Source organism: Candidatus Binatia bacterium (genome assembly GCA_029248525.1).
In the GTDB taxonomy this organism is placed as follows: Bacteria; Desulfobacterota; Binatia; order UBA12015; family UBA12015; genus UBA12015.
Genome location: JAQWJE010000039.1, coordinates 157,992 through 181,038, shown reverse-complemented (window position 1 = coordinate 181,038; position 23,047 = coordinate 157,992). Strand labels below are relative to the sequence as shown.

The following is a 23,047-nucleotide window of genomic DNA, read 5'->3' as shown; positions in this document are numbered from 1 at the left end:
GCTTAATTGGCGCGAAGCAGGAAAGTGTTCCCGTTCACTTCCAACTCGATCATTTCGCGATAGATGGTCTTGACCTGCACGGGACCCAACACGGTACCTTCCGTCACCCGCGTCGCACGGCCACCTTCAACACTGAGAAATGCAAAACGGCGCTCATCGTCGCGAGACCATTGGAGTATCTGGATGCGCATCGCGGGTGCACCTGTCGGCATCGACCGCCGCACCTCCAGCGAATGCCCCTCCGGTGGTTCAGCGGGGGATCCGGGCAGAGGGGTAACCTCCGGCACGACTATTGGTGACGCGACGGGGGACTCTCCGATGCTCCCGGCCCTCACGGCACCCGTGTCCTCGCTCGTCGCCACACCAGCGGGCTTTTGAGCCACCGACCCAGCCACCGCTGAAGCCTTGCCGGATTTTTCGGCCGCCCGGGCCAGCCGTTTGGCACGCAATTCATTCCGACGCTCCAACTGGGCCGCGCGACGATCGGCCTGATTCTCAGCCCTCTCCTGCTTCATCAAGGCCCGTTGCTCGCGCCTCTCCTCGCGGTACTCCTCGCGCGATAGCTCGCCCTCAGCCACGCTTTTACGCGCCGCACGGGCGGCATCGCGGGCGGCCATCCGTTGCTCCCGCCAAACCTCGCGCGCGGCGATCGCGTCGCCAGGTGCGCCGTTTTCCGCCGCCACCGAAGCCTCATTGCCAGCGCGCTTCTGCGGCTTCCCGGCACCCGGAACCCTTCGCGCAACAGCACCGGCGGCCTTCGGACTTTCCTCGGTCAGATCCACTTCGGCCACCTCGAGTTCGGCAGGAACATCGCGCCCGTCGAGAATCTCGCCATCCCCGGCGCTCGCGGCAAGACCGGCTGCGGAGTCTGACTGGACCGAGTCCGATTGAACGGAGGGCAAAGCCGAACCGTCTCCATCACCAGCATCCTCCTCTCCGGTAAACATCCCGACCACGAAGGTCCCGCCGACCAGAACAACCAAAGCGAGGATCCGCCACATGCGTGATCGCGGAGGAGGTCCCGAGGGCGGCGGCGCGCCTGGCTCAACTGAGCCGCTGGTCTTTCGATCGGCTTTGGCTAAAGCATCCAATACTGTACTCATGGTCGGAAACCTCCGGAGTTCCCCGCCGAAGTGGACGAGATAGGCTGTATCTCGACGGGAGCGCTCAGGCGCGGCATCGCGCCAGGCAACCCCGCACGGTAAAGCGCGATCATGGTCAAGGGACCCACTTTCCCGTCCACCCGGAGGCCAATTCCCTCCTGAAAGCGAGCGATTGCGTCGGCCGTGGTCGAATCAAAAACATCACCGATACTGGCGTCCGAAATATCCGCGTCGCGCAAGAGCAGATGCAGACGTTCGACCTGCGGGCCAAACGAGCCCTCCGCCAACAACGGTCCGAGGTCGTCAACGTCCTTCCAGAACAGATGCGCCCGCCCATTCCAGTACGAATCCAGAATCCCGGCAGGCAACGAGAAACTACTGCCATCAAAGCGAAAGAGAACACGACCGGCAGACACCGATTCCAGAAGACCGAATCGTGCCCCACCGCCATCGCTCCCCGCACTCACCTCGAGAATCACCGGCAGGTCGAGAACCCCCAGCAGTCCTACATCGCCCTCGACCAACTCGTAGGACAAACCACGATCCGCGGCGATCCCTGCGAGATCAAATTCATTAGCCGAGGACTCCGCTGGCGACAGCGGGGCCGCGGGCCAGGTAGCCAGCAAGGATTCGATCGCCTCATAGGCAGAGTGGCCCGAGGACGACTGTCGAAATGCCCCTTCGAGCATAGCGGCGGCAGCTTCGCCGTCCCGATCCGGAGCTATTGGCGCCGACGGTTCTGCGAGGAAAGCCAGATCCTCGAGTTCCGAGGCCGCGGCCTCACCAAGCTCAACGTCGCTCACCTGAATCTCACCCCGATTGGCGGCCTCGGGGGCACCCGTGACCGCGTCCACCACCTCGCGCGACCGGACCGCGAGCCACTCTGTCGAGATCTCGGAACTCCAGAGCTTCGCACCGAGAAAGGCAGAACCCGAAAGAGCAACCCCGAGAACCACGCCCGCCGCTATCCGCTTCGTCCGTCCCGCCCGCGGGGCGACGGGCCGACGGGCTCCAAGAGAATCGCCAAGTTCCTCGGCAGCCTGATCCAGAAGCCGGCGTGTGACGCGCGACCGATCCGCGGCGAACGCGACCAGAAGCGCGCGATGACAAATCTGGTTGATCAGGCGCGGCAAACCCCGTCCATGAACATGGATTCGCTTGAGCGCCGCCTTGGTAAAGATCTCCCGGGTCGCGCCACCCGAGGCGATCGCAAGACGATGCCGCACGTAGTCCGCTGTCTCAGCACGATCCAGTGCCGTCAGATGGAAACGAACTGTAATCCGCTGATTCAGCTGGGTCAGCTCGGGGCGTGCGAGAAGGTCGCGAAGCTCCGGCTGGCCAACCAGAACGATCTGCAGCAGTTTTGAAGTCTCGGTCTCGAAGTTGGACAGCATCCGCAATTGCTCGAGGATCCCTCCATCGAGAGCCTGTGCCTCATCGACGACAATCACGACCTGACGCTCCCGGGACTTCTGCTCGAGAAGATATTGGTTGAGAGCACCGAGAAGCTCCCGCCGCCCACCTTGTTCTCGCAGACCGAGTTCGTGATTGATTTCCTCGAGAAGCTCTACCCCCGTCATTACGGGGTTCAGAACGTAGGCATATTGAATTTTCTCGTCGGCATCGCGGAGAAGCGAACGCAGGAGAGTCGTCTTCCCGGCGCCGATCTCGCCCGTAATGGCCACGAAGCCCGCGCCGTCCCGAATACCGAAGGAAAGATGTCCGAGGGCCTCCCGGTGCCGACGCGAAAGGAAGAGATAACGCGGGTCGGGCGTAAGCCGGAATGGCGGTTCGTCTAGACCGAAAAAAGTCTCGTACATCGTCTCAAGGTTTCCGCACCCGAGTTTGCCCGGTTCGAGACCGATCAGCAAATGCCCGGAATATGCTCATGATTCCTCGCCTTCGAGGCGAAGCTGAAGCATCGCTTCTTCCGGAACATCCGCCAGAAACTGGGACACCCGCGCCGAAACAAATCCGCCCATCGCGCGATCCTGCACTTCCATCGGGTAACAGAGATAGAGGTTCTCCTCGGCCCGCGTACAGGCGACGTAGAGAAGCCGACGTTCCTCTTCGAGATCTCCTGCTTCGAGGGCGTAGATCGATGGCAGACGCCCCTCGAGGACCGAGAGAACGAACACCGAATGCCACTCCAGCCCTTTCGCCGAATGAATCGTGGAGAGAACCAATTGTCCCTGGTCGGCTGTGTCCAACGCGACCGAACCGCCCACTGCATCCACCGGCGGCTCCAATGCCAATTCCGAAAGCAATTGCGTCAGGGTCGGGAATCTCTCCGCCAGGATCTGGAACTGCTCGAGATCGCGTTCTCTCTTCGGAGCGTCCTCCCGATACTCGCGCTCGAGGATTGGCTGATAAAACCGCAGAACCTGATCGACCAGAACCGAGGGCTCGGAGGCTTCCGGCTGCAGGGACTCAAGAAAGGCCCCCAGGGAGCGGATCGACTGGATCGCGCCCTTTCGCATGCCGGGGCTGCCTTCATACGTCGAGAGTCGCCGATCGCCTGAAGCCGCAGAGCCCATCCACTCCAGCGCCTGCCCTGCGGCCTTGGCACCAACGCTGTCGAGCAGAAGCAGGATTCGGCCCCAGGCAACTGAATCCTGCGCATTCTCCAGTACGCGCAGGAAGCCGAGAACATCTTTTACGTGAGCGCTTTCCAGAAAACGAAACCCACCACGCTTGACGTAGTCAATTCCCGCCCGAGTCAACTCGAGTTCCAAATCAAAGGAATGCGTGGACGAACGAAACAGGACTGCAATCCGATTCAGAGGTACGCCTTCCTCCACCAGATCAAGGATACGCTGCCTCACGAACAGACTTTGCCAACGCTCGTCGGGGGCTGGGACCACCCAGGGAACCTCACCTTCCTTCCGCGAGCTAAAAAGCGTTTTTTCATGTCGCTGGTCCGAGGCGGCGATCACTGCGTTCGTCACATCCAGAATCGGTTGCGTGGAGCGGTAGTTTTCCTCGAGACGAATCACGCTGGTTGCCTTATGCTCGGTTGGGAACCGAAGGATATTCTCCACATCCGCCCCGCGAAATCCATAGATCGACTGAGCATCGTCTCCCACGATCATCAGGTTCCCATTCTCTCCCGCGAGCAAGGAGACGATCTCCGCCTGGATCTGGTTGGTATCCTGATACTCGTCAACCATGATGTACCGGTACAGCTTTCGCAGACGTAGCCGGAGCTCGTCGTTCTCGCGCAAATGACGGACCAGGTGGAGCAGCAGATCGTCGTAGTCCAACAGATTTCGGTCCGACTTATATTCCTCAAAAGCCGCCCGGCAAGCGGCCAGATCCTCGAGATCGTCGAGCAGTTGCGGGTACTCCAGCTCCAGAATCTCTTCGATAGATAGCCCCCGGTTGACCATGGCGCTGAAAATCTTTGCCAGAGTCTTCTTGCGAGGGAACCGCCGCTCCCGCGAGTCGAGACCCAACCGCACCCGCATGAGCTGCAATGTATCTTCGGAATCACTCCGATCGAGGATCGTAAAGCGAGGCGGCCAGCCGTAGAGCTCTCCGTACCGACGCAAGACGAGATTCGCGAAGGAGTGAAAGGTACCGCCCGTCACCCGATCAAGCCCCTCGTCTCCCAATAGAGCCTCGGCTCGGCGCAACATCTCCTGCGAAGCGCGACGGGTGAAGGTCAATAACAGGATGGATTTGGCGTCGACCCCGGACTCGACCAGACGGGCAACCCGATAGATCAGTGTGCGCGTCTTGCCGCTGCCTGCGCCGGCAATCACCAGAACCGGACCGTCGAGCGTCGTTGCGGCCTGGTACTGGGCCTCATTGAGTTCCCCACGATAATCGATCCGATAAAGTGGCTCGCCGCTGGTCTCCCGGCGGATGGTATACGAACGAGGCATCTGGAATTGATTCCTACTATGCAACAGCCGTTCGCACCATCCGAGGTGCTGGTGGATGACTACCGCGCTGAACCATGGCATGGTGAGGGTATGTCGGATCCATCCCGTAAGAACTCGAAGCCCATGAATGTGCAGACGGACCCCAAGACGGCAACGGGGGTCTATGCCAACATGATGATGGTGACCCACAGGCCAGAGGAGTTCGTGCTCGACTATCTCTTCGCGCCACCGCAGACACCCGACGCCGAGGAGTCCGTCGCCTTGCTCCGCTCCCGTGTGATCGTCGCGCCGGCCCACGCCAAGCGGATCTTGCGCGCACTCGAGGACAACCTGCGGCGCTATGAAGCGAATTTCGGCCCGATCACCGAGGCCAATGCAGCCCAACCAACCCTGCAATAACCCCGAAGATGGCCTTGCAACCTTCCCCGCAGACACCGGAATTACTTGATCTTCGCGGTGTTCAATGCCCGCTGAACTGGGCCCGGGCCAAGGTTTCCCTCGAGGGAATGCCCGCAGGTTCGCGCCTCGCGGTTCTTGTCGATGATCCACGGGCGGTGCAAAACCTGCCCCGCGCGGCGGAGGCGAGTGGACATGCCGTGATTCAGGTCCTGAAAAGGCGTGAGGGCTGGGAGATCGAGCTCGAGCGCTAGAACCATGAGCAGCGACAACGACAATATCGCGGGCCGCGTCTTCACCACGCGCGAGATCGCCAAGCTGGCGAAGCTGACGCCGGTTCGCGTCCGCAATTGTGTTCGTGCGGGCTTCCTGCGGCCCACTCGGGGCCTCCGGGGCCGATTCGAATATTCCCTGCACGACGTCCTCGTTCTGCGGGCGACCCGAACGCTCCTCGACGCCAACCTTCCTCCGCGACGCATCGCCGAGTTGGTTCGGGAAATCCGGGCACGCTTACCCGAGGGGCGCGATATATCGAGCGTAAATTTACGTCTGGAGGGGGAACGCGTGGTGATTGCCCACGAGGGCCGCCGTTGGTTGGATAACGGCCAGCTTCTGCTCGGGTTCCAGAGGCGCGACCAGAACTCCCGCATCGAAAACCTCACCCCCGTGGAAGATGACCGGGCGGCTTACCGCGCGTTCACGCGGGGACTCGAGTTGGAGAAAACCTCATTGCCCGAGGCGAAAGTCGCCTACGAAGAGGCGATCGAACTTGATCGCACAGCAATACCCGCCTACGTAAACCTCGGCCGCCTCGAACACGAGTCCGGGGCCTATGATCGCGCCGAGTCCCTTTACCAGAACGCATTGAAGCTCGACGGCGAGGAGCGCACCGCCCTCTTCAACCTGGCGGTCCTCAGCGAAGATCAGGGAGATTCGGCCAAGGCTCTCCGTCGCTATTCGCAACTGCTCGTGGCCGATCCCGAGAATGTCGACGGACACCATTGCCTCGCGAGGCTCCACGCCCGTCTGGGGAACCAGACAGAGTCGCGTCGTTACACGCGACTCTGTCGGGAAATTTTACGCGGCCGCTGAAGCATTAACGCCAACCCCTAAATGCTTCGTCTGCATTTTCCACGGACTCGGAACTCTTGCCTGAAGGATTACGCTGGCGAGAATGACACTGCGGACCCGAGAAACCGATGATTCATAGCTGCCTTCTGTCGGGAATGTCGCCAAGACCCGTTCAGGTGGAGGTGGAACTCACCCGTGGCCTCCCCCGAACGCAACTGCTGGGACTCCCCGGACCAGCCGTCCGCGAAGCTGCCGACCGCGCTCACGTTGCACTCGCGGCCAGCGGATTTCATTTGGCGCCCTATCGAACCACCATCAATCTGGCGCCGGCCGATGAAAGAAAAGACGGCGCCGGTCTCGATCTGGCAATCGCGCTCGCGCTCCTCGAGGCCCATGGCACACTCACGGTACCAGAAAGCCAACGGGTCCTGGTCGCGGCGGGACTCGCTCTCGACGGATCGCTGCGCGGCTTGCGCGGTTGTCTGGCCACACTCCTTGGCGCATTCTCTGCAGGATTCAATCGGGTGCTCGTGGCACCGCAAAACGAAGAAGAGGCACGGATGGTACCCGACCTCGCCATACAGGCGCCCGCCGACCTGCGTGCTGCCGTCGCCATGATGGAGATTTCGGCAGAGACGCAAACCGCGGGGCACGCCCGACTTTCGGGCACGGCTGGCGCCACCTCGGAGAGTCATTCACAGATTTATCTCCAGAGTCGCTTGCAAAGTGTTTGGCCCCGCCCCGACCCCACGAGTGGCGGCGCGGGCACAAAGGAGTTGCCGCCCACGCCCGACCTTGCCGAGGTTCACGGCCAACCACTCGCCAAACGAGCACTCGAGATCGCGGCCGCCGGCGGTCACAACGTTCTTTTCTGCGGCCCTCCGGGATCCGGCAAGACAATGCTGGCCGAGCGATTGCCGGGCATTCTCCCCCCGATGACAGACCGGCAGCGCCTCGAAGCCATGGCGGTGCATGGACTTGCCGGACTCGCAATCGATGGACTCGCCCGGGGCGACCCGCCGTGCCGACAACCGCATCATAGCATCACCCGCGTCGGTCTTGTCGGAGGAGGTCGTCCGATCGTGCCAGGCGAGATCGCTCTCGCCAATCATGGGGTACTTTTCCTCGACGAATTTCCGGAATTCCACCCCCAAACCCTCGAGGCACTGCGACAACCGCTGGAGGATCAACAGGTGACTCTTCATCGAGTCGGCCTCGAATCTCAATTTGCGACCAGCTTCCTGTTGGTAGCGGCCATGAACCCATGTCCATGTGGGCGGTATGGCCACCCCACGCAGCCTTGCAGCTGCAGTCCGGGAGCGAGACTCCGCTATCGCAGTCGCCTATCGGGTCCGTTGCTCGACAGAATCGATCTCTATTTGAACCTGCCGCCGACGCATCCGACATTTCTGCGGGAGGGACTCCCCGACGAAAGTTCTGCGAAAGTTCGTACGCGCGTGCTCGCCGCATCGGCGCATCAGGCTGTGCGTGCGAACGCCGCCTGCAATGCCAGACTATCCCCGAACGAGTTGGACCAGACTGCCTGCATCGAAACCGTCGCTCGTACACTTCTCGAGGAAAACGTGGACCACCTCGGACTCACGGCCCGGGGCTACCATCGAACCTTGCGCGTCGCGAGAACCATTGCCGATCTCGAGGACTCGCCAACGGTCACCGAAACCCATGTCGCCGAGGCTCTCCAATACCGGGACTCCCAATGCGAACCCGCTCTTTGAGGTGGGTCAGGGCTTGGCTTCGAGGCTGGGCTCGGATCCACCCAGTTCGCGGCCGGGGACCAGGAAATTCCCCATAATCGATTGGTAGGCCTCACAGGGCGTCCAGCACTGAGGGCAATCGGCCTTCCAGATCTCTTTCTGCGTATCCTCGGCCAGAGGCGTCGACCAGATTTGACGGAGATCGTAGTCCACATCGCGCAAGCTTCCGATCTTGCGATCATAGATTGTGCACGGAAAAACATTTCCCCACGAGTCCACAAAGCAGGAGGCGGAAAGAGCATGACAGCGCATCGGGGTTTTACCCGTCATCAGATAGCGCTCCACACGGTCGAGATACTGCCCCTCGAGATAGCCGACCGGCCCTCGTGGCAAACCTCGGAGTCGCGCCACCTCCTTGACCGACTCGAGCAGCATGGTGGGCGCCACGTGGTCTCTCAGGCCGAGTTCGTCGTTCCCCAGATAGTGAGAAGACTCGTGAACAATATTCACGTGGAAGTCCTGGTAGGTAAGCCCGGGTATTTTCTTTGCAGCGGCAGCAAATGCGGTGGGGAAATGATCAACGTTCATCTGCGACAGAGTCATTCCCAAAACCACTTCGACCCCTGGAATCTCACGGAGGCGCCGAAAGGTCTCCATCTGACGCTGCCACCCGCCATCAATCCCACGAATTTCGTCGTTGGTGGCCTCGTCACCGTCCGTGGAAACCGTGATGATCAGTTTCTCAGGACGTCGCTCCATGATTTGGCGCGTGTTTTCGACGATCTTGTCCGAGAGGTAGCCATTGGTCGGATAGTGGAGCAGCAAGAGATTCGGGCTCTCGTCGATCACAGTGTGCGCGATCTCGACAAAATCCTTGCGCAGCGTGACCTCCCCGCCCGTAAGATCCACCCAGAGGAAGTCTCGTGATTTACGGAAGAACTCGCGAATTTCGTCGACCCGGAGTTCGTTCCGCGGCTTCATCTTCCAGATGTTGCAGGTCTGGCATTTGTAATTGCACCAGTAGGTGATCGCGAAAGTCAATTTGAAGGGATGATCGAGGCGCTTGAAATTGGCGTCGAAAGCCTTCTTGGCCAGAGCTGCATAAGTGCGAAGCTTCAAGTCACCGCCTCCAGAATGCGCAGAGGCAGGTTTGGCTTGGGCGCAACTCGCTCCCAGTTTTCGAGGTACCAGTCATAGGCGTCGCAAGTAATCTTGATATTGTCTCCCGAAGGCTCCCAACCAAGATTCTCCCTTGCACGACTAATGTCCAGCACGAAATTCACATCCGCCAATTTATAATGCTCAGGTACGATCGGCGACATACCTACAAGATTCAGCACGCGCGCCGCGTTTCGAAGCAAAGCTGCCGGAAACGCCATGATTTTCGACGAGGCCCCCGCATAGGCGATCAAAGCCTCGCATTGCGCACGAACCGAGGGCACAGACTCCGGTGGAGAACCGACATTTACAACCAAACCGCGCGCCTTATCGGACGTCGCCGCCAAAATCGCGCAGCGCGAGACATCGTCCGCTGCCACCATCTGGACGCGATTTGCGCCACTCCCGAGGAGAAAAACGCGCCGATTCCGGCGCACCCAATCGAAAAGCAGGACGAATACGCCCGTCATCCCGTCCCCAAAAAGGCTCATGGGTCGAAGCATGGCCACATCCTGCCCGCCATCGATTGCCTGAAGACAGAGTTTCTCTGCCTCGAGCTTGGACGCACCATAAGCGCCCAGCGGTTCCTTCGGATGCGTCTCCTCGTCGACCAATTCGGTGCGCGGAATCCCGTACACCGCCGAACTCGAAATGAATACGACTCGTCGAGCTCGTTTTTCCCTGGCAGCATCGAGGACATTCTGGACGCCAGTCAAATTCATGTCGAAGATATCCTGTTCGGACAAGGAGGCGAACTGTGGCTTCATGCGCTGGCCGGCCGCCAGATGATGCACCACTTCGACATCGTGGCAGGCTTCGCTCAGCGCAGCCTTGTCACGCATATCCCCCGTGATCGATTCGATCCGAGCCTCACGCCCGACCGACCGGACCGCGTCGTGCAGCGACTCGGGCGTCGGCACCATATCGAAAAGGCGGATATCGTACCCCTTTTCGACCAATTGAGGGACCAGGGTGTGACCCAATACGCCTGAGGCTCCCGTCACAAGGACCTTCATCAATGGACCTCCGGTCGAGCCTTTGTCGCCGCGAGATCCAGGCGGGGAAAAAATTCGCTTTCCATGGTTTCGATTACCCTTGAGACTTCGATTCGCTTCATGCAGACCGGATTCACGCACCGGCTGATCTTGAGATTATAATTGGACAGGCACGGACTACAAAAAAGTTGCTCGTAGAAAACCAGATCGAGAGGCCCTCGAGGGCCATACAGACGGGGCTCCGTCGGCCCGAAGAAAGTGACCGCCGGGGTATGCATCAACCCTGCCAAATGCAAAATGGAGGTATCGTTTGTGACCACACAAAGCGAATGGCCAAGCAGCGCGGTCAATTCCCCCACCGAAAGCGCGTCACAGGCGTCGGTAGCGGCGTGAGACTCCGCCATCATGCCGATCACCTGTTGCACCAGTCCAGCTTCCTCCACGCCAACGCCGGTGAATACCACTCGGCAATGACGCTCACGGACCAGGTGGTCGGCAAGCGCTGCGAAATTCGAGGCTGACCATCGCTTGATGGCAATCTTGTCGAAGTTCGGCCCCGTACCCACATGCATCAGGACCAGAGGTTTATCCGGATCCTCGGGGAATCGTTCCTGAATATCCGCGCGGTCCTGCGGCAGCGTCGGAAGCAGGATCAGTGGCGCCGGAAGGGTTTCTCGACCAAGAGGGACAGCCAGGCGCATGAAGATATCAGCCATATGATCGGTGTCGGCATAAGCCACCCGGTGCGTATAGAGCCAACCGCGAGCCTGACCATCTGTATTGAACCCGACCACGGCCGGAGCGCTCGTCAAGGAACCTAAAATACTCGACAGCTTCATGAATTGCTCGAAGTCGAGGACGGCATCGTAGCCACCACGCAACTGGCGAAGGAGACGAAAAACAGAGCCCAGAAAATTCGGGAAGCTGTCGACATCTACGGTCAGAACCGTCGAGACCAGACCGCTCTGTTCCAGCAGGCTGCGGTTACCTGGAAGGGTCAGGAAATCAAACTCAACTTCACCCTCGCCGCGAACCGAGGCCACGGTCGGGAGAATCATCGCAATGTTCCCGAGCCCATAGAACTTGATCCCCAGAACTCGCCTGGGACGTTTCAGCGGACCGTCTTCCGGCGGGGTCGTTGCACCGAGAGGGGGCAGACGTCCGAGCGCTCGGCTGATCGCCCAGAGACCGAAGCAAATAAACAAGCCGAGCCAACGATCGATATATCGTGCAATGCGCAGATTCATGGCTGTGGGCCGGCCTCGCTCAGGTCGCCCTCACCCTCCGACAGCGCCGGGAATCTCCGGCACCTGAGGGTTGCAAGAAACATGGACCTGACTACCACTCCGGGCAAAAACGGGTCAACGACATTCCTCGCATGCCCTGACAGGATCGAGTTCACGGAGTTTCCACAAGCGATCTGGCCCAGCGATAATCGGCCTTCCCGCTTGGACTGCGCTGGATTCGCTCCGCAAACACAAAATCCTTGGGCAGCTTATAGCGTGCAAGATGGCGAGCGCATTCCTCGAGCAGGCTTGCGTTCGAAGTTTCCACGCCCTCCTTCAGTTGCACGACGGCTACGACCTCCTGCCCCCAGCGCAAGCTTTTTCGACCGGCAACAATCGCATCATAAACAGCCGGATGTGCCAGCAAGGCCTGCTCGACCTCCTCTGCGAAAATCTTCTCGCCGCCTGAGTTGATGGTCACGGAGTCCCGCCCGAGAACCTCTACGGAACCATCCTCAAGGTGTCGGGCACGATCCCCCGGAACCGCATAACGAACACCTTCGATCTCGGGGAAAGTCTTGCGGGTTTTCTCCTCGTCATCGAGGTACCCAAGGGGCACATTTCCGCCCTTGGCGAACCATCCCACCTCCGGGCTACCCGGCGTCAATCGGGTCTGGAGGTTTTCGTCGACCACACAGGTGTCGTCCACAGGCGTGAATTTCCCGGTAGACGCGCCGCTTTCCCTGGAACTGGTATGCATTCCCTGTTGACCAGTTTCGGAGGAACCAATTCCGTCCATGACCAAAGCGTGCGGCAATTGCTCGAGGAGCGCCTCTTTCACCGTCACACTGAGCGGAGCCCCTCCATTGGCCACCACGAAGAGGCTGGAAAGGTCGTAGTTGCCCTCCCGAATCGCGTCGAGAAGAGGCCGACCAAACGCGTCACCGACAATCACGATCAAATTCACTTTCTCGCGCTCGATCGTAGCGAGAAGATCATGCGCATCGAGACGGTCCACGACGTTCTGGATGAAGAGTGTCCCGCCCCCATGAAGGGTAATGAAAGCGAGCCAATGACCGGCGCCATGCATGAACGGTGGAGCCGCCAGGACCTTCATTCCTCCATTCACCGCCATCTCCAGAACCTGGTCGGTGCTCTCGACAAAGCCGCTACCATCCTGAAGTCGTCCGCCCATCGCCGCCATGAAAATATCATGTTGCCGCCAGAGAACGCCCTTCGGCATCCCGGTCGTTCCGCCGGTATACAGAGCATAGAGATCGTCGGGCGATGCCTCCATGCTCACAGGATCGGGGGATCCGGCGGCCAGAGCATCCTCGTACCCGATCGCTCCGGGCAGAAGCGGGGCTCCGCTTTCGTCTTCCACCTGAATCAATACTTTGAGCTCCGGCAGGTCGGGCAGAATCTTGGCCAACTGCTCTGCAAAGCGAGCGTGAAAAATCACGGCCCGGGCCCCCGCGTCGCGAAGGAGATACCGCAGCTCCTCCTCCACGTAACGATAGTTCACGTTGATCGGAACAGTCCGTGACTTGAAGGCTCCGAGCATACCCTCGATATACTCATTGCCGTTCATCAAATAGAGCGCCAGGTGATCTTGCCCCGAGCGCCAGCCAGGCAGGCCCTGACGATCGGTCGCCTCACCCAATCCCTCCTTGCGGAGATAGTCGGCGAGTCGACGGGAACGCTCGGCGACTTCAGCGTACGTCAAGCGACGTTCGCCAAAAACCATACACTCACGATCCGGCATGCTTTCCGCGAGCCGCTCGTTCAAAATTGCGAGATTAAAACTTTCCATCGGATTCTCCAGAGCTCAGGCTCAAGCCAGCCTCATGCCGGTTTGCGGGCATAGATCTCGACGCGTCCTTCCAGACCCGTCCATTTCCCGATCGCGAACAGTACCGCGAGTCCCGCACGAATCGGAAAGGAAAAGCTGTAGCGTCCAAGGTATGGGGTGTCACCACGAACCTCGCTGACTTCGAACCCCACGTCCTCAGCAAGTCTTCGGAGAGTCGCTGGTGTGAAGTACCAATAATGGTTCGGCACGTAGAGGCGTTCCGCCAGACTTCCCACTACCGGAAGCCGCGCAAGGATATCAGCCATCCCGAAAAGGGTCGATCGGTGATTGGGCACAGCCACGAAAAGAGCCCCCCCTGGTTTCAGAGTTCCCAGAGCATGCTCGAGAAAGATCCGCGGGTCGTGCGTGTGCTCGAGTACGTCCGCCATCGTGATGACAGATGGAGCGACGCTGAACTCGGCCTCGAGAAAATCACCGACCTGCACCTCCACCCCGAACTCCTCCGTAGCTTTCGCCGCTGCTCCGGGAGAGATTTCGCATCCCAGAACGTCGAATCCAGCCTCCTTCCCAAGGTGGAGCAACAGACCGGTCCCGATCCCGACATCCACCAATCGCCCGCCGCCGGTCAACTGATGCAGGCGCTCGAGAGTTGCCCGAAAACCGAGAACCACAGGATCCTCGGGGAAATCTCGATAATACGCGGTGAACATCTCAGCCGTTTCGTCCATCAACCCGCCGGCAAACGCGTCATCTTCACGCTGAGCAATCTCATCGCCGGAGGGGATCGGATCGACAAATACCTGTCCGCAGGAACATCGGTAAAGAGAGCTCCTCGGCCCGTGCAACGGCTTGGCGCCGCGCGCACCGCAAATCAGACACGGGCGCGGACCCGACCCCTCATGTTCTGTCGACGAACTCATGGACCGATCCTCTACACCATCTGGCGGTCGGGATCATCCCGTTTGGGCACACCAACTGAAAACTGGTATCCGGGAGCTGTGAATATCGAGCCGATCCACCCCGGGCTTTTCACCCAGCCCGACGACCCACGAGGTGCGGGCCTTTGTGCGGGGCGCTGTGATCGGTGCGGGGACCTTCATTTTCCTGCCACTCCCGACTGTCCCTATTGCGGCTCCGCCGGCTGCCGGGAGGAAATTGTCGGCCGGACGGGAGTCTTGCATGTTGGAACCGTAGTGACAGCGCCGCCGCCCGGTTACATCGGCGAGGTCCCCTACGGCTTTGGACTTGTTGATCTACCCGAAGGGCTCCGGGTCGTCTCGGTGGTGGCCGAGACCGATCCAGCGCGGCTTTATTCGGGAATGCCTTTGCGCATCGGGCGATTGATCCTGACTACCGCAGACGGCTCGTCGCGAGCGAGCTGGCAATACGAACCGGTCGAGGCATCCTCGTGAGCGACCATCCGGTCTACCTCACCGGGGTCGGGATTCATCCTTTCGGACGATTCCCCGACCTCGATGTCACTCAGCTCGGTCTTGCTGCGATCCGCTCCGCTGTCGAGGACAGCGGTCTGGAGAGACCTGATTTCGATGCAGCTTTTTGCGCGAGTGTGTATTCGGGTGTTGCCGCGGGTCATAAGGTCCTGTCTCGGGTCGGCTGGACAGGCCCCCCGATCATGAATATCGAGGCCGGTTGCGCAAGCGGTGGTGCGGCGCTGTCGCTGGGCGCAGACCTGATTCGCTCCGGCCGTCATCAAAGAGTGCTCGTGTTCGGCATGGAGAAGATGCCACGGGGCATGATCCGCTCAAGTTTTTTTCCGGGCTGGTGCGAAGAAGCTGGACTTACGCCTGCCCCCGCATACTTCGCGCTGCGAGCCCGACGGCTGATGGAACATTCCGGGGTGACCCCGGACGACCTCGCAGATGTCGTCGTTCGAAACCGCCAACAAGGGGCGCGCAACCCTTTCGCCATGTTTCGCAAACCGGTCACTCGACAGGAAGTTCTCACCTCCCGACTCGTCTGCGCCCCCCTCAACCTGTGGATGCTCTGCTCGCCCAACGAGGGTGCCGCCGCCGTGATCCTGTCCAACCAACCTGCGCGGGGGCAGCCCGCCATCAAAGTTGCCGCGAGCGTTCTTCGCTCGCACCACCCGGGTAGCGCGCTCGGCGAGCATACTCCTTTATGCGGTCGAATTGTTGCCGAGCCGGAAAGCCCGACAAGCGTGGCGTCTCGCGAGGCCTGCTCCCAATCAGGTTTCGGAATCAAGGACCTGGACGTGGTCGAATTGCAGGATACGGACGCTGGCCGCCACATTCTTTCGGTCGAGGAGCTCGGAATCTGCGGTGCCGGCGAAGGCGGTGCCTATATCCGGAACGGCGGAGGGAGCCGGGACAGCGACCTCCCGATCAATCTCTCCGGAGGACTCCTCTCCAAAGGAGAACCGCTCGGAGCCTCCGCGCTCGGGCAGGTCGTGGAGCTGGCGTGGCAATTACGCGGTACCGCCGGAGAACGGCAGGTAAACAAGGCCCGTGTCGCGCTCGCCCATACAGTGGGCCGCGGCGCCAATGCGTCCGTCGTGATTCTGGCCAAGGACTAAAAGTTTATTGGTACATCTCGAGCAACTCGAGCAGCCCCTGCTCACGCATGGCATCGAACACGGCTCGCTTGATATCTCTTGAGGTTCCCAGGGAGAGCACCTCTTCAGCCAAGGCCTGCGCCGATTCTTGAGAAACCGAGCGGATCAGCTTCTTGATCACAGGAATGAAAAACGGCTCCATGCTCAACTCATCGATCCCCATGCCGAGCAGGGGCAGCGTGCACATCGGGTCTGCAGCCATCTCCCCGCACATCGACACCGGCACTCCAGCCGCGCGAGCGGACTCCACGACAAAGCTCACCGTGCCGAGCACCGCCGGATGCAGGGGTTGGTAGAGGGGTGCCACCTTGCGGTTGTTGCGGTCGACGGCAAGCAAATATTGGATCAGATCATTGGTGCCGATCGACAGAAAATCGGCATATTGTACCAACTGCGGAGCGAGATAGACCGCTGAAGGAACTTCAATCATGACCCCCAAAGGCAAATCAGGGACGCAGGGGATACCCTCTCGCAATAAATCCGAGCGAGTATTCTCGATAATTTCCCGTGCCTGCAAGACCTCCTCGACCGACGAGATCATCGGCAACAAGATCCGGGTGGGCCCCTCGACACCGGCGCGCATGATTGCTCGCAACTGCTGGCCGAAGAACTCCGGCATCTCCAGCGAGACTCGGATCGAGCGCCACCCAAGGAACGGGTTTTCCTCGCGGGGCGTATGCAGAAAGGCCGGGTATTTGTCCGCCCCGATGTCAAGCGTCCGGACGGTCACAGAGCGGCCGCCCATGCCTCGAATCACCTTGCAGTAAATATCATATTGCTCTTGTTCGCTCGGGAAGTCGCGAAACGAGATAAAGGGAAACTCGGTGCGGTAAAGACCGACACCCTCTGCTCCGTGGCGGTTAGCCAAAACGACGTCCCCGACAAGGCCGACATTCGCATTCAAGGCGACCGTGCGTCCGTCCGTAGTCGTCGCCGGCAAGTCATGAAGCGAGCCGAGATTCTCGTTGAAGTCCCTATAATCCCGGTCCATTCGCTCGTATTCACTAACGACATCCGGGCCGGGCATGCGGTAGACGACACCGGCATTGCCGTCCACGATGACATGATCCCCCTCCGAGACGCCCTCCAGCACCTGATCAATGCCGACCACCGTCGGGATCTCGAAGGATTTCGCCAGAATCGTCGCATGCGAAGTCTCGCCGCCGGTAGCGAGGGCGATACCCTGAACATCCATCAGGTCAATCTCGGAAAGGTCCGTGAGCGTCAACTCGCGGGCGATCAACACGCTCCCCTTGCCAGGTCGTGCGCGAAGGCTCGTATCCAGGCCGAGCAAGATTCGCAGAAGCCGCTGTCCGACGTCGCGGATATCAAGGGCCCTCTCCCGAAGATAAGGGTCATCGACCTGCTCAAAGACTTCGAGAAACTCCTCGATCGCCAGCCGTATGGAGTACTCCGCCGACGACCCGGCCGCCACAAAATCACGGACTCGGCTTGCCAGGGTGTCATCTTGGAGCATCAGGAGATAGGCCTCGAAAATCTTGCCCGTTGCCTCCGGCAAGATCTCCTCCATCTTCTCACTCTGCTTTTGCACATCCGCGATCGCCTGCGCGACGGCAGATTCGAATCGGACCAACTCCTCATCCGGGCCCTCCACCGGTTCGTCGGCAATCTCGGAAAGAACAACTTCCGGGTGCAAGATATGTGCGTTGCCAATCCCGAAACCGGGTGCTGCCCCAATGCCCCGCAATCGCTGACCCGGGTCGCGATTCTCGGCTCGTTGTACAGCCGACGTCTCGCCCTGACGTTCCACGGCCTGCAGGCGACGGAGGGCATCCAACATGCGTCGCCGGTAATCTGCCTGCTCTCGCTCCTTGAGCTTCAGGCTGTCGAGCAGGCGCGCCTTGACCAGCACAGAGGCGATCTGGCCTGCAATCGTGCGCAAGAGGCTGACTTCATCACCGGTAAAGGACCGACGACGAAGCGTCTGGACAACCAGAACGCCAAGTGGCGCATGACGCTCGAGGACCGGAACACCGAGAAAGGAATGGTAACGCTCCTCGCCCAACTCGGGGAAGAATTTGAAGCGTGGATGAATCGGTGCATCTTCAGCAACGACCTTCTCCATATTCTCGATTACGAGGCCCGTAAGCCCTTCATCGGTTCGCATCTCCACTCTGCCGATGGCATCGCGGTCGAGGCCGGTCGTCGCCCAGAGCTTGAGGGAGAGCTGCTTGTCGTCGAGCAAATAGAGTGAGCATACCTCCGTCCGCATTCGGTCGGCGACCACGCCGACGACACTCTCCAGGGTTTCCTTGAGGTCCTCTGATTCCAGAATCAGGGCTCCGACGCGCTCCAGCAAACGCAATTCCCGCATGGAACCGTTCCCTGCGCGACCAGTCCTCAGCTTGAGACCGTCTGCCTTGTTCGTCAGTTTAGGCACATTTATATCCTAGCATGCGCTCAGACATTTGTGACGGGTGCAGCCCAATCGTGGTGCCGCTTGACCATTTCGGCTAAAAACGGCCCGTGGGGAGGAGGAAGCAAAGGGGAGGACGGCAATCGAGAGACCCATTTCGCGCACTGCTCAGCGGGATGGTGGCCGTGCTTTTCGTGCTCCTCATCACCGCCCTCGTCTTCGCCTATCGCGAGTTCTCGACGGGGCTCCCTCCGGTGGCCAAGCTCCTCGACTACAACCCACCGGTAGCCACCAGAGTGCTCGCCGCCGACGGCACCACGATCGGCGAGTTCTTTATCGAGAAACGATACGTCACGCCGATTTACAAGATTCCTAAAACTGTACAACTCGCCTTTCTAGCGGCAGAAGATGCCACCTTCTACAGCCACTTCGGACTCGACCCCATCGGTATCATACGGGCGGCTTTCGCGAACGTCCGAGCGCGGAAAACCAGCCAGGGGGGCAGCACCATCACCCAACAGGTGGTCAAACAACTCCTGCTGACGCCGGAGAGGAGCTACGAGCGCAAGATTCGCGAAGCGGTCCTGTCTCTCAGGCTCGAAACCGAGCTGACAAAATCGCAGATCCTGTCCCTCTATCTCAATCAGATCTATCTCGGATCTGGAGCCTACGGCGTTCAGGCCGCAGCACGCGAATATTTCAACAAGGATGTCGGTGAACTTTCGCTCGCGCAGGCCGCGATGCTCGCAGGATTGCCGCAGGCGCCCAGTCGCTATTCGCCCACCCGAAACCTGCCGCAGGCCAAGGCACGACAAAGATATGTCCTGCGGCGGATGATTGAGGAGAATTTCATTACGCCTGAGGAGGCTGCCGAGGCTGGCGAACAAGACCTCGAACTCCAGAAGGCGGATCAGACGAAGACGCCGAAAGGCCCGGCGCCCTGGTATGTCGAGCATGTGCGTCGACTTCTGGTTGCACGTTATGGCAGCAGCGGCACCTATCGACTCGGCCTCACCGTGCATACGCCCCTCGACTTGCGTATCCAGCGCGAAGCGCAATCCGCTCTCGCCAAAGGCATCAATGCGGCTGATATGAGACAGGGCTATCGCGGCCCGTTGCGGAAGCTTTCCCGTCAGGAGTGGGAATTGTTGCTGCCCGAAGCCGGAACCACGCGCTCCTCCGACCCACTGCCACCCGCTGAATCTCGAGTCGAAGCTGTTGTGATCACCGGCCCGGGACGCCGCGTGCGCCCCCGCGACGGCGGTCTCTACGTGCGGTGGGCTGGCGGGTTCGCGACCGTGCCCGCCAACGGAATGAAATGGGCCCTGCGCTCGGGTCGAGAACCCGGCCTCGGAGACGTCATCGAACTGCGTGTCACGCGCGCGAACGATCAAGAACCCTTTTTCGCCGTTGCTCCGGAAAATGGAACTCAGGGTGCGCTGGTTGCGCTATCTCCGAAAACGGGCGACGTGCTTGCCCTGGTCGGCGGCAACGACAACGGGGACACCGAGTTCGACCGTGCCCTGCAGGCTCGGCGGCAACCAGGTTCCGCGTTCAAGCCTCTGATTTTCGCAGCTGCTCTGGACCGGGGTTACACACCCGTGACGCTTCTGGACGACGCACCTGTGACTTTTCCCGATCAGCCCGGCAAACCATGGTCGCCAAAGAACTTCACCAAGCGCTTTTACGGGCCGACGACCGTTCGTGAGGCGCTCACAAAGTCCCGAAATGTGCCTACAGTCAAACTGGTCGACGCCATCGGCCTCCCCTACCTTCTCGACTACCTGCCCCGATTCGGTTTTCCGACTCGTTTTGCAGCCAACCTCTCCATCTCTCTCGGAACCGGAGAAACCAGCCTGCTCGAGCTCGTCAGAGCTTATGGGGTTTTCGGCTCCTCCGGAGAGCTTGTGGAGCCGCGGTTCATCACCAAGATCACCGACCAGCACGGTAACGTGCTGGAGGAGCGACAACCCCGGAGCGCCCGCGTTCTCACCGAGGCGACTGCCTACCAAATCACCACCATGCTGCGAGGGGTTGTCGACCGCGGCACGGGCCGACGCGCACGAATCGATCGTCCCGCGGCAGGCAAGACAGGCACGACCAATGACCAACGCGATGCATGGTTTATCGGATTTACGCCGGAGATCACAGCCGGCGTATGGGTAGGCTACGACCGTGGAAAAACTCTGGGTCGGAAGGAAACAGGAGGACGAGTAGCCGCGCCCATCTGGCGCAGCTTCATGGAAGGGGCGCTGGCGGATGCGCCTGTGCGTGATTTCCCGGTGCCAGCCGACGTGGTTCTGGTCCCGGTCAACGCACATACCGGGGAAAGATCGCGACTGGGAGAGACCGGATCCCTTCTCGAGGCATTTCGTCGCGGCACCGAACCCGGTCGGATCGAGTGGGACTCATGAAACATCCCTCCACAGGAGTCGTTTTCGGCTCGCAATTCCAGGCGCACGATACCGGGCTGCAGCACCCCGAGAATCCCGCTCGCAGTGCTGTCCTCGAAACTGCAATCGAAGAATGGCAGGGTCCGTCGCTGGAGCGAGTCCCCGCGCGTGCCGCCACGCTGGAAGAAATCCTCCGAGTTCACGACCTGAGTCACGTTGAGAATATCGCCGCAACACGATCACGGCCCTCAAGCCGCCTGGATCCAGACACGGTAGCTGGGAGAGCCTCCGACACGACCGCACGGCAGGCCGCCGGCGGCCTTCTGGATCTGATCGAAGCCGTGGACAATCGCTCACTACGGAACGGCTTCGCCTTCGTTCGCCCTCCGGGGCACCATGCGACACGGTCAGTTTCTCAGGGTTTCTGCCTGTTCAACAATGTGGCCATCGCTGCCATGCACTTGCTTCAGAAGTATGACCGAATTGCGATCGTCGACTTCGACGTCCATCACGGCAATGGAACTGAAGAGATCTTCGCGCACCACTCGCAGGTGTTCTACGCCTCCCTGCACCAATCGCCCTGGTACCCGGGCACCGGTGCGGCAAGCGATATCGGCTACGGGACGGGAGCCGGGTATACCGCGAATGTTCCGCTACCCGCCGGCGCTGGTGATGCAGAGGCCAATCTCGCGATGAATGACCTTCTGCTTCCGATTCTCTATGATTTCGCGCCGGAGTTCGTGCTCGTATCGGCAGGCTTTGACGGCCACCGCCGCGACCCCCTCGGGAGCCTCGCGTATACCGAGGCAGGTTTTCACGGATGGATGGGCCAGCTCGCAACCCTCGCAGAAGTCACGGCGGACGGCCGCATTGCCGCCGTCCTCGAGGGGGGCTACGACCCCGACGCTCTTGCCTCCTCGGCTCAAGCTTCACTAGCCGCGTTGAGCTCACCGGAGCGCCCGAAACGGTGGCAGGAAGCGCCCAGCGCGCTCACCCTGGACTTGCGGAAGCTCCATCGGGCGCAAGGGCCCCTGGCGGCGCGGCGGCCGGGTGAATCGTAAAATTGAATCCCCGCGGCCTCTCGGGTACCGTTAGGACATGTTTGGGATCGGGATGCCCGAGCTTGCGGTCATCATCGTGGTGGCGCTGGTCGTCCTCGGACCCAAGCGCCTTCCGGAGGTCGCTCGCTCTTTGGGCAAGGGACTAGCGGAGTTTCGCCGCCTCACAGGTGACGTGAACAAGGAACTCGAAGCCGCACGCCATATGATCGAGAGCGAGGCACGCGATCACGAAAACGAGCGTCGGAAATCGGACCGCGAATCGAGACAGCCCCAATCAACGGTGCCTTTGGAAGGATCCGACCGCAGCGAGTCCGCTGACGAAACGGTCACGCCGCCCTCACAACCCACCGGGAAACCGACCACCACACTCGGCACGCAATCCATCGCCGGGGCGCCGGTGGCTCGAGCAACAGAAGGAACCCAAAAGGATAACCTCAAGACCAACGGGGCCGAACTTCCACCCGACCGGGACGGTGAGGGCTGAGAAGCCTTCCCGAAAGAGAATCTCATGTCGGAAATGGAAATGCCGCTCACCGAGCACCTCGAGGAGTTACGCTGGCGCGTGGTGAAGGCGATTCTCGCTGTCGCCGTGGGGTTCGGCGTGGCCTACCTTTATTCCGATCGGATTTTCGGGATCCTGACCGCGCCAATCGAGACTGTCGGAGCGGGCAGTGGCGTCTCCATGATCGGGACCGGCGTTGCGGAAGCCTTCTTCACCAAGTTGAAGGTCTCCTTTATTTCCGGCGTCTTCGCCGCCTCGCCGGTTCTATTCTATCAGGCATGGCAATTCATCTCTCCGGGCCTGCACGGCCACGAGAAAGTGTATGTCGTCCCCTTCGTCGTCTTCGCGACGTTCTTCTTCTTTGCCGGAGCGACCTTCTGCTACTTCACGGTTTTCTACGTCGGGTATGCTTTCTTCATCGAACAATACGAGACCATCGGCATCGAGCCCGCGCTGCGAATCAGCGAATACCTCTCATTCAGTTCGCGCCTCCTTCTTGCGTTTGGCATCACGTTCGAACTCCCCGTGGTCGCCTTCTTCCTGGCGCGCGTCGGAGTGATCGACCACCAAACGCTGATCAAGCCCTGGAGGTACGCGATTATCATCATCGTCGTGCTCGCTGCGGTTCTCACCCCCGGACCCGATGTCGCCTCGCAGATGCTGCTGGCTGTGCCGCTGATGATCCTCTACTGCTTCAGCATTCTCGTCGCGTGGGCATTTCACCGCAAAGCCGAAGAACCACCGCAGGACTGACAAG

The 23,047-nt window shown here is 60.4% G+C and carries 18 protein-coding genes and 1 pseudogene; 10 read left to right on the top strand and 9 right to left on the bottom strand.

Going from position 1 to position 23,047, the window contains the following annotated elements; translation table 11 throughout:
• Window positions 1-2 precede the first annotated feature (2 nt).
• The 3 genes from P8K07_08940 to P8K07_08930 all read right to left on the bottom strand — a co-directional run bounded on the left by P8K07_08940 (window position 3) and on the right by P8K07_08930 (window position 4,990).
• Window positions 3-1,103, bottom strand: a complete 1,101-nt coding sequence (locus P8K07_08940) for a hypothetical protein (GenBank protein MDG1958649.1) — start codon at window positions 1,101-1,103, stop codon at window positions 3-5.
• Window positions 1,100-2,923 carry an AAA family ATPase gene (locus P8K07_08935; protein ID MDG1958648.1) on the bottom strand — a complete coding sequence of 608 codons (1,824 nt, stop codon included), beginning with the start codon at window positions 2,921-2,923 and terminating at the stop codon, window positions 1,100-1,102. Before P8K07_08935 ends, P8K07_08940 begins: the two co-directional genes overlap by 4 nt.
• Before the next feature lie 66 nt (window positions 2,924-2,989).
• Complete coding sequence (locus tag P8K07_08930; GenBank protein MDG1958647.1) at window positions 2,990-4,990, bottom strand: ATP-dependent helicase; 2,001 nt, start codon at window positions 4,988-4,990, stop codon at window positions 2,990-2,992.
• 18 nt (window positions 4,991-5,008) lie between these two features.
• Between P8K07_08930 and P8K07_08925 the strand changes: the two genes are divergently transcribed.
• The 4 genes from P8K07_08925 (at window position 5,009) to P8K07_08910 (ending at window position 8,193) form a co-directional block, all read left to right on the top strand.
• Window positions 5,009-5,389 (top strand): DUF3467 domain-containing protein, encoded by a 381-nt coding sequence (locus P8K07_08925; protein ID MDG1958646.1) that lies wholly within the window; start codon window positions 5,009-5,011, stop codon window positions 5,387-5,389.
• 8 nt (window positions 5,390-5,397) lie between these two features.
• Window positions 5,398-5,640 carry a sulfurtransferase TusA family protein gene (locus P8K07_08920; GenBank protein MDG1958645.1) on the top strand — a complete coding sequence of 81 codons (243 nt, stop codon included), beginning with the start codon at window positions 5,398-5,400 and terminating at the stop codon, window positions 5,638-5,640.
• A gap of 4 nt (window positions 5,641-5,644) precedes the next feature.
• Window positions 5,645-6,478 carry a MerR family transcriptional regulator gene (locus P8K07_08915; protein MDG1958644.1) on the top strand — a complete coding sequence of 278 codons (834 nt, stop codon included), beginning with the start codon at window positions 5,645-5,647 and terminating at the stop codon, window positions 6,476-6,478.
• Between the two features lie 107 nt (window positions 6,479-6,585).
• Window positions 6,586-8,193 carry a YifB family Mg chelatase-like AAA ATPase gene (locus tag P8K07_08910; GenBank protein MDG1958643.1) on the top strand — a complete coding sequence of 536 codons (1,608 nt, stop codon included), beginning with the start codon at window positions 6,586-6,588 and terminating at the stop codon, window positions 8,191-8,193.
• 6 nt (window positions 8,194-8,199) lie between these two features.
• Here the strand turns inward: P8K07_08910 and P8K07_08905 are convergent, their stop codons facing one another.
• The 5 genes from P8K07_08905 to P8K07_08885 all read right to left on the bottom strand — a co-directional run bounded on the left by P8K07_08905 (window position 8,200) and on the right by P8K07_08885 (window position 14,284).
• Window positions 8,200-9,291 (bottom strand): radical SAM protein, encoded by a 1,092-nt coding sequence (locus P8K07_08905; protein MDG1958642.1) that lies wholly within the window; start codon window positions 9,289-9,291, stop codon window positions 8,200-8,202.
• The gene (locus P8K07_08900; GenBank protein ID MDG1958641.1) at window positions 9,288-10,346 is read right to left on the bottom strand and encodes an SDR family NAD(P)-dependent oxidoreductase; all 1,059 of its coding nucleotides are present in this window, start codon (window positions 10,344-10,346) and stop codon (window positions 9,288-9,290) included. The genes P8K07_08905 and P8K07_08900 overlap by 4 nt, the downstream gene beginning before the upstream one ends.
• Entirely contained in the window at window positions 10,346-11,572 is a 1,227-nt protein-coding gene (locus P8K07_08895; protein MDG1958640.1) for a glycosyltransferase family 9 protein, read from the bottom strand. The genes P8K07_08900 and P8K07_08895 overlap by 1 nt, the downstream gene beginning before the upstream one ends.
• A gap of 151 nt (window positions 11,573-11,723) precedes the next feature.
• On the bottom strand, window positions 11,724-13,364 hold the full coding sequence (locus tag P8K07_08890; protein MDG1958639.1) for an acyl-CoA synthetase: 1,641 nt from the start codon (window positions 13,362-13,364) through the stop codon (window positions 11,724-11,726).
• Between the two features lie 32 nt (window positions 13,365-13,396).
• Window positions 13,397-14,284 (bottom strand): class I SAM-dependent methyltransferase, encoded by an 888-nt coding sequence (locus P8K07_08885; protein MDG1958638.1) that lies wholly within the window; start codon window positions 14,282-14,284, stop codon window positions 13,397-13,399.
• 78 nt (window positions 14,285-14,362) lie between these two features.
• On the opposite strand from P8K07_08885, the gene P8K07_08880 reads away from it, so the two are divergent.
• The gene (locus P8K07_08880) at window positions 14,363-14,776 is read left to right on the top strand and encodes an OB-fold domain-containing protein (protein MDG1958637.1); all 414 of its coding nucleotides are present in this window, start codon (window positions 14,363-14,365) and stop codon (window positions 14,774-14,776) included.
• Complete coding sequence (locus P8K07_08875) at window positions 14,773-15,918, top strand: thiolase family protein (protein ID MDG1958636.1); 1,146 nt, start codon at window positions 14,773-14,775, stop codon at window positions 15,916-15,918. Before P8K07_08880 ends, P8K07_08875 begins: the two co-directional genes overlap by 4 nt.
• Window positions 15,919-15,922: 4 nt before the next feature.
• Here the strand turns inward: P8K07_08875 and ptsP are convergent, their stop codons facing one another.
• On the bottom strand, window positions 15,923-18,358 hold the full coding sequence (gene ptsP / locus P8K07_08870; protein ID MDG1958635.1) for a phosphoenolpyruvate--protein phosphotransferase: 2,436 nt from the start codon (window positions 18,356-18,358) through the stop codon (window positions 15,923-15,925).
• A gap of 161 nt (window positions 18,359-18,519) precedes the next feature.
• On the opposite strand from ptsP, the gene P8K07_08865 reads away from it, so the two are divergent.
• From P8K07_08865 to tatC, 4 genes and pseudogenes are all read left to right on the top strand, one after another.
• Entirely contained in the window at window positions 18,520-20,748 is a 2,229-nt protein-coding gene (locus P8K07_08865) for a PBP1A family penicillin-binding protein (GenBank protein ID MDG1958634.1), read from the top strand.
• On the top strand, window positions 20,745-21,788 hold the full coding sequence (locus P8K07_08860) for a histone deacetylase (GenBank protein MDG1958633.1): 1,044 nt from the start codon (window positions 20,745-20,747) through the stop codon (window positions 21,786-21,788). The genes P8K07_08865 and P8K07_08860 overlap by 4 nt, the downstream gene beginning before the upstream one ends.
• 37 nt (window positions 21,789-21,825) lie before the next feature.
• Window positions 21,826-21,963: pseudogene (locus tag P8K07_08855) on the top strand (twin-arginine translocase TatA/TatE family subunit).
• Window positions 21,964-22,296: 333 nt separating this feature from the next.
• Window positions 22,297-23,043 carry a twin-arginine translocase subunit TatC gene (tatC, locus tag P8K07_08850; GenBank protein MDG1958632.1) on the top strand — a complete coding sequence of 249 codons (747 nt, stop codon included), beginning with the start codon at window positions 22,297-22,299 and terminating at the stop codon, window positions 23,041-23,043.
• Window positions 23,044-23,047 lie beyond the last annotated feature (4 nt).